The sequence below is a fragment of the Dyadobacter psychrophilus genome (assembly GCF_900167945.1).
GTDB lineage: Bacteria > Bacteroidota > Bacteroidia > Cytophagales > Spirosomataceae > Dyadobacter > Dyadobacter psychrophilus.
Window position 1 is genome coordinate 485,732 of record NZ_FUZA01000001.1, and the last position, 12,383, is coordinate 498,114.

Annotated in this window: 11 protein-coding genes; 5 read left to right on the top strand and 6 right to left on the bottom strand. The window is 45.7% G+C overall.

Features of this window, described 5'->3' with window-relative positions; genetic code table 11:
* Positions 1-9: 9 nt before the first annotated feature.
* Positions 10-1,035: a DKNYY domain-containing protein gene (locus B5X68_RS02240; RefSeq protein WP_082213042.1), complete on the top strand. Its 1,026-nt coding sequence runs from the start codon at positions 10-12 to the stop codon at positions 1,033-1,035.
* On the top strand, positions 1,032-1,544 hold the full coding sequence (locus tag B5X68_RS02245; protein WP_229208254.1) for a group II truncated hemoglobin: 513 nt from the start codon (positions 1,032-1,034) through the stop codon (positions 1,542-1,544). Before B5X68_RS02240 ends, B5X68_RS02245 begins: the two co-directional genes overlap by 4 nt.
* On the opposite strand, the gene B5X68_RS02250 is transcribed toward B5X68_RS02245, so the two are convergent.
* The 5 genes from B5X68_RS02250 to B5X68_RS02270 all read right to left on the bottom strand — a co-directional run bounded on the left by B5X68_RS02250 (position 1,534) and on the right by B5X68_RS02270 (position 7,765).
* The gene (locus B5X68_RS02250; protein WP_082213043.1) at positions 1,534-3,291 is read right to left on the bottom strand and encodes an SMP-30/gluconolactonase/LRE family protein; all 1,758 of its coding nucleotides are present in this window, start codon (positions 3,289-3,291) and stop codon (positions 1,534-1,536) included. The two genes, B5X68_RS02245 and B5X68_RS02250, sit on opposite strands and share 11 nt — an antisense overlap.
* 50 nt (positions 3,292-3,341) lie before the next feature.
* Positions 3,342-4,532 (bottom strand): acetyltransferase domain-containing protein, encoded by a 1,191-nt coding sequence (locus tag B5X68_RS02255; protein ID WP_082213044.1) that lies wholly within the window; start codon positions 4,530-4,532, stop codon positions 3,342-3,344.
* A 101-nt stretch (positions 4,533-4,633) separates the two neighbouring features.
* Entirely contained in the window at positions 4,634-5,533 is a 900-nt protein-coding gene (locus tag B5X68_RS02260; RefSeq protein ID WP_082213944.1) for an ROK family protein, read from the bottom strand.
* An 88-nt stretch (positions 5,534-5,621) separates the two neighbouring features.
* Complete coding sequence (fucP, locus tag B5X68_RS02265; protein ID WP_082213045.1) at positions 5,622-6,866, bottom strand: L-fucose:H+ symporter permease; 1,245 nt, start codon at positions 6,864-6,866, stop codon at positions 5,622-5,624.
* 65 nt (positions 6,867-6,931) lie between these two features.
* Positions 6,932-7,765 carry an alpha/beta hydrolase gene (locus B5X68_RS02270; RefSeq protein ID WP_082213046.1) on the bottom strand — a complete coding sequence of 278 codons (834 nt, stop codon included), beginning with the start codon at positions 7,763-7,765 and terminating at the stop codon, positions 6,932-6,934.
* A gap of 169 nt (positions 7,766-7,934) precedes the next feature.
* Between B5X68_RS02270 and B5X68_RS28560 the strand changes: the two genes are divergently transcribed.
* On the top strand, positions 7,935-8,099 hold the full coding sequence (locus B5X68_RS28560; protein ID WP_138364862.1) for a lmo0937 family membrane protein: 165 nt from the start codon (positions 7,935-7,937) through the stop codon (positions 8,097-8,099).
* A gap of 95 nt (positions 8,100-8,194) precedes the next feature.
* Here B5X68_RS28560 and B5X68_RS02275 read toward each other — a convergent pair whose 3' ends face one another.
* Positions 8,195-8,881: an arylesterase gene (locus B5X68_RS02275; RefSeq protein WP_374754806.1), complete on the bottom strand. Its 687-nt coding sequence runs from the start codon at positions 8,879-8,881 to the stop codon at positions 8,195-8,197.
* A gap of 199 nt (positions 8,882-9,080) precedes the next feature.
* On the opposite strand from B5X68_RS02275, the gene B5X68_RS02280 reads away from it, so the two are divergent.
* A complete protein-coding gene (locus B5X68_RS02280; RefSeq protein WP_082213047.1) occupies positions 9,081-9,749 on the top strand; it encodes an ABC transporter ATP-binding protein in 669 nt (222 codons plus the stop codon).
* Between the two features lie 2 nt (positions 9,750-9,751).
* Positions 9,752-12,295: an ABC transporter permease gene (locus tag B5X68_RS02285; protein WP_082213946.1), complete on the top strand. Its 2,544-nt coding sequence runs from the start codon at positions 9,752-9,754 to the stop codon at positions 12,293-12,295.
* Positions 12,296-12,383: the final 88 nt, after the last annotated feature.

Below are 12,383 nucleotides of genomic sequence, written 5' to 3' on the forward strand. Positions count from 1 at the left end.
TTCTTCAAAATGAAATACATTTTTGGGATCCTGTTTCTTATTATTATCGTCTGGATTTGTTCAAAGTTTGTCGGTTGCTCGTTTAAAAAGGGAGTTTTCAAGCCAGGATTTCTTACGCCAAGCGGCTATCATGTCAGGGATCACAGAGTATATTATTATGGCGGCTTAATGAACGCCTATATTACCGAGCTAGCTGGTGTCGACGCTTCGGCATTTGAAATCGTGCCACTGGAAAAAGACATTTTGGATCAGATAAGCCAATCTGACTATGCAAGGGATAAGCATCACGTCTATTGGAGAGGTCTGATGATCACAGGTGCCGACCCTGCTTCTTTCAAAGCTTTGGGCATGGAAAGAAGCAGGGATAAGCATCATTTGTATTTCAAAACAGGGGCGTTTTCAGATGACCCTGAACACTATAGGCATTTGATTGGCGATTTGTATATTGACACAAATTACATCTATTGGGAAACAGAAATAATTTCCAATGAGCCTCACAATCTTAAATTTAAGGTTGCCGCTGATTCCAGCTCTATGACCTATTTAGCGGATAGCAAGGGCGTTTTTGCAAGTAATGGCATGCGCATGGACAGCGTCGACGCGTCGACATTCAAGCCCCTACCCGGCCAATATTCTGCGGATAAAAATTATGTATATGTGTTTGATGTATATGAGCTTAAGATTGTAGATGGCGCTGATCCTACCACTTTCAAATTGCTGAGTGGCCAATATGCAATTGATAAAAAGCAAGCATATTGGCATTATAGTGCAATCCCGGATTCTAACCCTAATACTTTTAGGAAACTAAATAGCCTATATGCCAAAGACAGCGAACAAGCATATTACAAAGAGAAACCAATTTTGGGTTCTGATCCGCAAACGTTTGCTATTTTTCGCGATGAATTGAGCTGCTCTTATGACAAGCGCCATGTGTATTCGGGAAGCAAAATCATTCCGAATACAAGCCCAGCAGATATCCCGAAGGGTAAAAGATGCAAGTTTTGTGATGAGGAAAGAATTGTATTCGATGAATGAAAAAGGATCAAATTGAAGAAATTACATTAGTCACTATGGAACAAAAAGCAATTCCTACATTATACGAATGGGCTGGTGGAATGCCGGTTTTTGAGAAATTGACGGAGCTTTTTTATAGAAAAGTCCTGACAGATCCGCTTTTGGAGCCGGTTTTCAAACATATGTCAACCGAGCACCAGCTGCATGTTGCGCATTTTATCGCGGAGGTTTTTGGCGGGCCTGAAATGTACAGCAAGCAGGAAGGAAGCCATTTCAAAATGATCCAAAAACATCTATCCAAGCACCTGACCGAAGCACACAGAAAACGCTGGGTTTCACTTCTCCTCGAAACTTCCGACGAAATGAATCTCCCCGACGATCCCGAATTCCGTTCTGCATTTGTCGCTTACATTGAATGGGGCACGCGCATCGCAGTGCTCAATTCCAATGTCGACGACCTAACTATGAACCCCGAAGAACCAATGCCCAAATGGGGCTGGGGAGTTCCGGGAGGGCCTTTTATAACTTAGGTGCGTCCGGTTTGTTGGGCATATCCCAGCCATTAGCTCCTTTCACATTCAATTTCCGACGGTAAATCTTTTCATTGGCGGTGACGTACATTGTATCGAGATCTTTGCCGCCGAATGCCATGTTAGACGCCGCGCCATTTGGGGTTGGCAGGATGGCATTGACACGACCGGTTTGATCCAAAACCTGGATTCCTGAACGTGTTGCTACATATATGCGACCATCACGGTCACAAGCGATGCCATCGGCCCAGGCGTTTTCTTCACTGTCGCGGACATGCAGCCAGCCGAATTTCTGTTTGTGGCTCAATGTTCCGTCCGGCTGAATCTGATAGGCCCAAATCCAATGTGAAGCTGATTCGGTTGCATATAATAAAGTTTGGTCGGCAGATAATGCAACGCCATTTGCAAATAGCAAGCCCTTATCTGCGACAACTTTTTCACCATTTGGCCTGATCAGATAAATTGTGCTGGGCTTTTCCCGGCCATCCGGCGCGGTAACATACACATTGCCGTTATGCGCAACGGTCAGGTCATTTCCTGCAATGTCTTTTGCAATCTCCTGCTTGGTATTTTTAGCATCGTACCGAACAATGGACAAGCTTTTCTTCGCCACCTCGTAACGATTTCCTTCTTTGTCAAACTCTGCGCCGCTGGCATTTTGTGAGTCTTCATTAATGGTCACAACCTTTCCATCCAGCCCGATTTTGTATGTTTTGGAATTAGGAATATCCTGAAAGAAAATCTCACCGGACTGATTTGCGGCGATGCCTTCGGTAAACTTATAACCTTCGGAAACCAGTTCCCATTCCTGGCCGGGAATCAGTATAGCGTCCAACATTTGATTTTGGGAAGTGCCTGCTTTAACCGGTTTAGGCCAGTCTTTCCATAGATAACGCATGGCCTCCGGGAATAATGCTGTGCCTTGTTTGCCATTGTGGCCGCCTTCGCCCCATTGATGTTTAACCTCATAACCTGCGAACGTTAAAGCGCGAAGCATGGTTTGGTTTGCCATCCACCAGTCACCCGCGTAAATGTTCAGATCGTTTGCCCCGTCCTGCAAAAAGATCCGGATCGGTTTCGGTTCATATTTTCTGACCAATGTGTGATACCGGTCGGCACCACGGAGCCCTACATACGTTCCGATTGCGCTGTAAACCCTGGTAAACGCATCTGGTCGCTCCCAAGCCGCCGTGAATGCGCAAACCGCTCCGCTGCTTGATCCGCCTATCGCCCTGTCGTTCCCGTTTTTTGACAAACGGATCTGGCGTCCGTCGCTGGCCTTTTGCTTTTCAACCTCTGGTAAAATTTCTTCCAGGATAAAGCGGGCATAAGCGTCACCTAAACCATCGTACTCGAAACTTCTGTTAAACCGATCGTTAGCCTCACTGGCATTGGCCGCTTTCACCTTCCCGTGCATCACAAAAACACCGATTGTAACAGGCATTTCACCCTTATGAATGAGATTATCAAATACAACCGGCGCCTTCCACTGCACCCCGTCCTGATTGATATAAACACAAGCCGGTTTGTCTGCTTTATACTGGGCAGGAATATAAACCCAGTATTCCCGCCAGGTTCCGGGAAAAACCTTGGACTGATCAAAAGTGAATTTCAAAACCTCACCCTTTGGAACGCCAGCCTGCTCCTCTGAGGCCGGATCTTCGGGATAGTTTTCGGTGGGCGCTTGTGCGTGAAGCGTTTTAATTGAGATACAAAAAACAAAAATAAGCGTGCGTAAAAAGTGCATTTTAGATTCAGGTTAAGGTAAAAATCAATGTCAATTGTAACTTTCAAATCCTATAAATAGCTTAGCCACCATTTTTTATTTCGCTCGCGGTAATTACCAAACCACTTGCAGGGAAAGTAAAGCGCCAGGACAATTGTAATCCAGATCACATACACCATGCCCAGGCTATACCCGAAGTCCGTAGGGCGAAATTTAAAGAAGAGCTCGGGCGCTGTGGCTTGTTGCCAAGTGTAACCCGACGACAGCACAGCGATCATTGTCAGAATGTGAATAAGATAGAAATGCAGCATAAAGTAGAAGAACGGCACTTTTCCATAGACCGTAAAAAAACGCGTCAGGCCTGTATTGAGATGCTCGGTTACTGCAAGTAAAATCAGAATGGGTCCAAGGGTCATCAGCGTAAAAATCAGCGATGGCGGATATTTGGATGCATTCATGAAGGAAAAGAATGTTCTTAACCCTTCAGATTGCACAGTCCAGGGAGCCTGATCACCGTAATAATTAATAAAACGCAGGACCAGGAACAGCACAATGGCCGCAACACCCGATTGCAAAAGCAGCCTCCGGCGCTTCTGTTCAGGAAAAGCCCGGTTATAAATCACCCCAAGCCCGTATCCAGACATCATAATGCCTGCCCAAGGCAATATAACATAGAGAAATGCAATGTTACCACCATCGCCTCTTGGCACAAAACGGCCTGCGCCTGTCAGGAAAATGCCAAGGAAAATGTCGAGCCCGGAACCCGGTGCAGGCTTTAAAAGATCGAAAAGATTATGACCGAAAATTAGTATCAACCCGGAAATCAAAATCACTTTGGGAGAGAAAAAACGTACAAACAAGCCTAGAACGAGCATGCTGGTTCCTAATGCCCAAAGCACGGCAAGGAAAATGGTCTTGAATGTAACATCAAACGAAAAGGCAAATGTCATGAAAGTGAGTTCCACACAAATAAGCCATAAGCCACGTTTTAAAAGGAAAGCGGAAGTTTCGGCGGTTGTCTTATTTTGGCCGGATAAATAGGCAGAAATCCCGGAAAGGAGCATGAAAGACGGCGCGCAAAAATGCGTGACCCATCTCGTAAAAAACAATGCTGCGGTGGTTGTGCGGGGATCCAGCGGATCGGCGGAGAATGCGGTGATGTGAAAATAATCCCGGGTATGGTCCAACGCCATAATGACCATAATGAGCCCGCGGATCGTATCAATGGACTTTATACGCAAGGAGATTCCGTTCGTTGACATACAACCAATGTTTCCGATAAGAGTGATTAATTCACTAAGAAGTTCCGGAAAGTGCTGGTTTACTGCTTTATAACATTCGGAATCGCCTTGCTAAGCGCATTTTACAAAAGAGCGGCCCCGAAAACCCCTGCGCTGTCGCCCAGCTTAGGTTTGAGGATCGGAGTTGTCACAACGCCTTTGTTGAAAATGTATTTTTTTATCTTTTCAAAACCTGCCGTGTAAAGTAACTCAACGTTGCCTACGCCGCCGCCGATCACGATCAGACCCGGATCCAGCACATTGATCAATGTAGAAATGGCGCGGCCGTAGAATTCAAGCAAACGTTCAATGGTTGCTTTGGCAAATTCGTCCTTCCCTTCGTGATATCTTTCCAAAATCACCTTCATCGTCAGCTTTTCACCGCTAACCTGCTCGTAAAAGCGTTCCAGAGCAGGCCCGGAAATAACCTGCTCCACGCAGCCGGCTTTACCGCAATAGCAAGGTTCACCATTCTCTTCCAGAATGTTATGGCCCCATTCGCCGCCAATTCCATGATGTCCGGCAACAATTTTATTGTTAACCACCAATCCACCGCCTACGCCCGTGCCCATGATCACACCGAAAACGACCTCTGCTTTTGGGTAATCTTTCCCGGCACCGATCAATGCTTCCGCCAATGCAAAGCAATTGGCATCATTGGCAAGCTGAACCGGAATTCCCAGTATTTTTTCAAGATCTGCCTTCAATGGCATTCCGTTCAGGCAGATCGTGTTGGAATTTTTCATCAACTGAGAATCTGGCTCCAAAACACCTGGCGTGGCAAATCCGATTTTAGTTGGCTGCTCTCCTACTTGCTCAGACACCTGATCGATCAGCCTTTTGATCTGCGACAATATATGTTCGTAACCTTTGGCCGATTCAGTCGGAAGCCGCATGCGGACAACCACTTCCAGGTTCCGGTCCGGATCCAGAACGGCACATTCTATCTTTGTTCCTCCTAAGTCTATTCCCCAGAGTTTCATAATTGTAAGGCTGTCGGCCATCGGCTTCCAGCAGTCATTTATATTTAATAATTGATTTAATACATTAACAGTCAGCCCGCAAAGGGCATTAAAGCACTTTATAAAATTTGTAACCGAACAGGAAGATCACTAAATAGCAAATGATCGGCAGATAGTAAGCATGCGCCACGTCAGATTCTGCAACGGCCCCCATTGCGAACGGGAAAAATGCGCCGCCGACGACACCCATTGAAATAAAGGAAGAAGCCTGCTGCGTATGTTTTCCCAGATTTTTAAGTCCCAAACTAAAAATTGTCGGGAACATAATGCTGAAAAAGAAGTTGAGCATCAACAATGCAATGAATGAGGGCCAGCCCCAGCTTTGCGCAATGATCAGACACATGACAATGTTGCATGCAGCGAAAATAGCCAGCAAGGAATGCGGTGCGATGAAACGCATCAAGAAGGTCCCAACAAATCGCCCCGTAAGCATCAGCACAAAGAACAGGATCATATAATTACCAGCGACTGCATCCGTGAAACCCATTTTCTCGTGGCCATAATTGATAAAAAACGCCCACGTTCCTGCTTGTGCTGCCACATTGAAAAATTGTGCAATAACCGACCATTTAAAATGTCTGTGCTGGAAAAGTCCGCGTTCCGGATGTGTATCTACATTTGCCGCAGCCGGATCAGCAGCAACGTGCGGATCAGTAAGCGCTGGCACTTTTACGAAAGAAAATAGAATGGCGATCGTGGCAATGACGCTTCCGATCACGATATATAATGTTTTTACAGAAGTAAGGTCCGTGCTTCCTTCAACATTGTTTCTCAACAAAAAATAAGAACCAACAGCCGGTCCGATGATCGTGCCTAATGCGTTGAATGCCTGTGCAAAATTGATCCGCATATCGCTTGTACGCTGGTCGCCGAGGGACGCCACGAAAGGGTGCGCAACGGTTTCCAGTGTTGAAATCCCGCATCCGAGGATAAACAATGCGCCACCGAAGTAAGGAAAGGAAGCTGCCGCTGCGGCTGGGACAAAAAGGAAAGAGCCGAGTGCAAAAAGTGACAATCCGAAAAGTACGCCGTTTTTATATCCAAAGCGCTTCATAAAAAGCCCCGCAGGAATCCCCATCACGCCATAAGCGCCGAAAATCGCAAATTGTACGAATGCTGATTGTGTTTTGGTAAGACTTAAAACGTGTTGAAAATGTTTGTTCAGAACGTCTCCCATCGTGATCGCAATACCCCAGAACATGAAGAGCGACGTAACAAAAATGAGGGTTATTAGATATCTGTTTTCAGTGAATCGGGCTTTTGTGGGCTCCACAGTTGAGGAATAGTTGCTCATCTAGCTGAATAGTAAAATTTAATGTTAGGTAGATTCTATTTTTTCGAAATGTAAATTAGAGAAATTTAATTGGAAGGATTTGGCTTTCTACTGAAATAGTTGTTCATAAAAAGCAGCTGATATTGTATCGCATTGGTCCAGTAAGGCCAGTTATGGGCACCCGGGCGCACGAGATAGTCGTGTGGAATATTCCTGTAAATGAGCTGCTCATGCAACTTTTGATTCACCCCATAGAAGAAGTCATCTACCCCGCAATCGATCATGATTGACAGCGAATTTGGCGTAAGTAAATGCAGCATATTGATTACAGTATTTTTCTCCCATCTTTCCGGCTGCTCGGCATATGTTCCCAATTTTTTTGCCATGTCCCAATTGTTTGGAAAAGGACGGATATCCACGCCTCCGCTCATGCTTCCAGCGGCCCCAAAAACATCCTGATGTTTCAATGCAAGATAAAGTGCACCATGTCCACCCATGCTCAAACCCGTGATTGCCCGCCCCGTGCGGTCCCTAATGGTTTTGTATTTTGAATCAATAAAGAAAACCAGTTCTTTGGAAACATAAGTCTCAAACTGCGATTGCGGATCCACAGGACTATCCCAATACCAGCTTCCATAACCGCCATCGGGGCACACAATGATCATATTATAAGTATCCGCTGCCTTTTCAAAACCTTTGGCCTTTGAGACCCAGTCTGCATAATTTCCGCTATAACCGTGCAGCAGATAAACAACGGGAAATGTTTTTCCGGAATCGTACTGGGATGGTGTTACCACCACCGTTTTAAGATTTTTTTTCATTATGGCACTGTATACTTGAATGGTGTCCACAGTGGCTGCCGAAACAAAGCGGCAGATAAAAGCGCAAATCAAAAAAATAAGCAGGGTCTTTCTTTTCATAAACTTTTGAGAAAATTTTCTACAACTTCATGCTATAACCAATGTCTGATATTCAAATATTGTAGAATTCGGGGAATAATAACGCCTTATTTCGGGTCAAGATGTCTTGGCACTCTAATTGATACAAGTTTCTATATCACAAATAACTCTAACTCAAAAAATTAAGACAATGGGAAATCTTCTTTATACAATAGCTGTGATTTTGGTCATTATTTGGCTGATCGGCTATTTTGGCTTTGCCAGCTTTGGAATGGGTAACATCATTCACATTCTTTTGGTGATTGCAGTTGTTGCAATAATTCTCCGTTTGATTCGTGGCGACAGGGTTGTGTAAGGAAAACACCTAATAAATGAAAAGGCCCGGAATGGATGTTTCTGACATTATTCCGGGCTTTTATTTGTTTCACCTTTTCTAAAAACCACGAATCTTTACAGCAGGTCTTTAATGCGGACCCAGACATTCTCGGCCAGGATTTTGTGTCCTTCCTCCGTCGGGTGAATGCCGTCGGGCAGGTTCAGCTTGCTTTCACCGCCGACGCCTTCGAGCAAGAATGGAATGAGTGTGAGATTATTGGCTTTGGCTATTTCAGCATAAACAGCTTTAAATTCCGACGCATATTTTTGCCCCATATTGGGCGGAATCTGCATGCCGGCCAGCACCAGTTTAGCATCCGGATACTTCGCATGAACCTTGTCCAGAATGGCTTGCAGATTTTTCTTTGTTTCAGAAACCGGAATGCCCCTCAAACCATCATTACCACCCAATTCCAGCACAAAAACGTCCAAAGGTTGCTTCAACAGCCAATCGATCCGGCTGTTTCCGCCAGATGTTGTTTCCCCGCTCACCCCTGCATTGATTACTTTGTAATTCAAACCCAAAGAATCGATGCGCTTTTGGATTAAACCTGCAAAACCTTTCGACGGATCATCCAGCCCGTAAGCGGCAGTAAGGCTGTTTCCAAAAAAAACGATCGTTTTCCTGGTGCTCGCCGGGCTTTTTGAAACGGTTGTCACCGAGTCGGCTTGCCCGGCAGCTTCTTTTTTTTCACTGTTACACGAGGTCAAAGCCGCCATGAAAAGCAGCAATTTGGCCATTAAAACAAAGCGGTTCATCATAAATCGTTACTGGACAATGTATTATTAGGCAATTATCTTAAAACCATTTTTGGCCTGGACGCTGCAACAAAGCCACTCATTTAGTTTTAAACGCCGTTTAAACTATATTTATATGCAACCTAAATCCAAAATAACCAAATTGGAGTAAATCAAGTTGCGTGGTTCAGCACCACGAAAAACATAAAATTAAAAACAATTGATGGATACCATACTCGATCTGCAACAGGTAAGTAAAATATATAAAAATGGCGACCGTTCCTTGACCGTTTTAGACAATATCAATTTTTCGATCACAGCTGGTTCCACCATGTCGATTGTGGGACCTTCCGGAAGCGGGAAAACGACGCTTTTGGGCCTGTGCGCGGGTTTAGACCGGTCCACTTCCGGCACGGTCGAGCTTCACGGAACCAGGTTGAATGGCCTGAACGAAGATCAACTGGCAGCAGTGCGAAACCTATATGTAGGGTTTATTTTTCAAAACTTCCAGTTACTCCCCACCCTTACCGCGCTTGAAAATGTAATGGTGCCCCTGGAATTGCGGGGCGAAAAGAACATTAAGCCGCGCGCCCTGGATCTGCTCGATAAGGTTGGTCTGGCAGAAAGAAGCCATCATTACCCTACCCAACTGTCTGGAGGAGAGCAGCAACGCGTCTCGCTGGCGAGGGCATTTTCCAACAAACCACAAATCCTTTTTGCCGACGAACCGACCGGAAACCTGGATGCAGAAACGAGCGAAAAAGTAGTGAAGCTGCTTTTTGATCTCAACCGGGAAGCGGGAACAACGCTTGTGCTGGTGACGCATGACCTGGAACTTGCAGCAAAAACACAACGCATTATTCGCATTAAAGGCGGCAAACTGGTTGAATGAACATGAATCAAGATAAAATTAATTTCCCCTGGTTACTGCAAATGGCATGGCGCGACAGCCGGAAAAATCGCTCGCGATTGCTACTATTTATTTCCTCGATCATACTTGGGATTGCCGCACTTGTGGCGATTTATTCCCTGGGCGATAATCTAAGACAAAATATTGATAATCAAGCCGCAACATTAATTGGCGCCGATCTGGCGCTGAATACAGGAAAGTCGGTTGAAGGAAAAGCCAAAGCGCTTGTTGATTCGTTGGGAAAAATCCGTTCGGAAGAGCGCAGTTTTGCTTCCATGATTTATTTTCCCAAAAACGGAGGAAACAGGCTGGCCCAGGTGAAAGCGCTGGAAGGGGATTTTCCTTACTACGGGAAATTTGAAACTGTTCCCGTGACTGCTGAGGAAACGTTCAGAAATGGCCAGCAAGCACTTGTAGATCAAACGCTTATGCTGCAATATCAGGCCAAAGTCGGCGATTCTATCAAGATCGGCAATGTTACTTTTGCCATTGCAGGGATTTTGGAAAAAGCACCCGGCTCCACGGGACTTACCAGCACCGTTGCGCCCTCGGTTTACATTCCCATGCGTTATTTGAAGCAAACCGGTTTAATGCAGAAAGGAAGCCGCGTTGCTTATCGTTACTACTACAAATTTGCACCCAACACAGACGTCGAAAAGCTTGCAAAACAGCTCGAACCACGGTTCGAAGCGGGCGATCTGGATTACAAAACCATTCAATCCCAGAAAGAAGATACGGGCAGATCGTTCAAAGACCTGACTCGTTTTTTAGCATTGGTAGGTTTCGTTGCGTTGCTTTTAGGCTGCATTGGTGTGGCGAGCGCCATTCACATTTACATTCGCGAGAAGCTCAATTCAATTGCCATTCTGCGCTGTCTGGGCGTTAAAGGTTCCCAGGCTTTCTTAATTTACCTGATTCAAATTGCAGGAATCGGCATCATTGGATCCATATTAGGCGCCCTCCTGGGCACTACGATACAGCAGTTTTTACCCGTTGTGATCAAGGATTTTCTACCGTTTGAACTCACCACAGACATTTCCTGGCTAGCTATCGGACAAGGCCTAGCGATTGGCGTGCTTATCTCCATTCTTTTTGCTTTGCCGCCGCTTGTCTCAATCCGCAAAGTTTCACCGTTGAATGTGTTGCGTGTTTCCCTGGACGCTATGAAAATGGAAAGAGATCCCTGGGCATGGCTGTTATACGGGTTGATCGTTGTCTTTATTTACGGTTTCGCGTTTTTGCAAATGCAAACCTGGATCGAAGCATTGGTGTTTACGGCCAGTATTTTGGCTTCATTTGTAGTTCTTTATGCCATAGCAAGTCTGCTTATGTGGCTTGTCCGCAAGTTTTTCCCAACATCATGGAGTTACTTATGGCGGCAGGGATTAGCCAATTTATACCGTCCTAATAATCAAACTTCCATCCTGGTTGTTTCCATCGGGCTTGGCACGTGCCTGGTCTGCACATTGTTTTTTGTTCAAACGATTTTACTCAATCGGGTAAAAATGTCGTCCAGCGGAAACCAGCCCAACATTGTCCTTTTCGACATTCAGGGAAGCCAGAAAGAAGCTGTGCTGGCTATTGCAAAAGCGCAGAATGTACCGGTTAACCAGAATGTTGCAATCGTTAATATGCGCCTGGAAGAGGTGAATGGAAAAACGGCTTCCGACTTTGAAGGTGACACCACGGCGGAGCAATCACGCCGGATTTTCGGGCGGGAATACCGCGTAACATTCAGGGATTCATTGAGTTCTACCGAAAAACTCACCAAAGGTAATTGGAAGGGAACCTACAAAAGTACCGACGGCCTGATCCCCATTTCAATCGAGCAGGGCTTCGCGGACCGAAGCAGGCTCAAACTCGGCGACACGCTCATTTTTAACGTGCAGGGAACGATGATGTCTACCACGATTTCCAGTTTCCGAGAAGTAAACTGGGGTGAGGTTCAGACCAACTTTCTTGTTATTTTCCCAACCGGCGTATTGGAAGATGCGCCGCAATTCCATGTAATGCTCACGCATGTGCCCAATCCGCAGGCGTCGGCCGTTTTTCAGCAAGCCATCGTCCGTCAATTCCCCAACATTTCAATTATCGATCTCGCGCTGGTACTTCGGGTTCTGGATGACATTTTTAATAAAATCGGCTTTGTGATCCGGTTCATGGCTGGTTTCAGCATCCTTACCGGGTTAATCGTGCTTATCGCTTCTGTGTTGATCAGTAAATATCAACGCTTACAGGAAAGTGTGCTGCTGAGAACATTGGGTGCAAGCCGCAAACAGATTTTCGCGATCACGGCATTGGAATACTTTTTCCTGGGCTCCCTGGCTGCATTGACAGGCATTCTGCTATCTCTGGCAGGCAGCTGGTTGCTGGCGAAATTCAGTTTCGAAGCTGAATTCAAACCCGAGCTGCTGCCAGTGCTCATTGTATTTTTATTCGTTTCTCTGATGACCGTTTTCATCGGCTTGGTCAACAGCCGCGGGATTCTTTCACGCCCACCGCTGGAAGTCTTGCGTCAGGACGTTTAGCCGCTTTCACGCTGACTTAACAATTCGTCAAAATCCTTTTGTTTCCATTAGAAGCATTAACACCGTCATTTGCGCGCAAAAGTCGGTG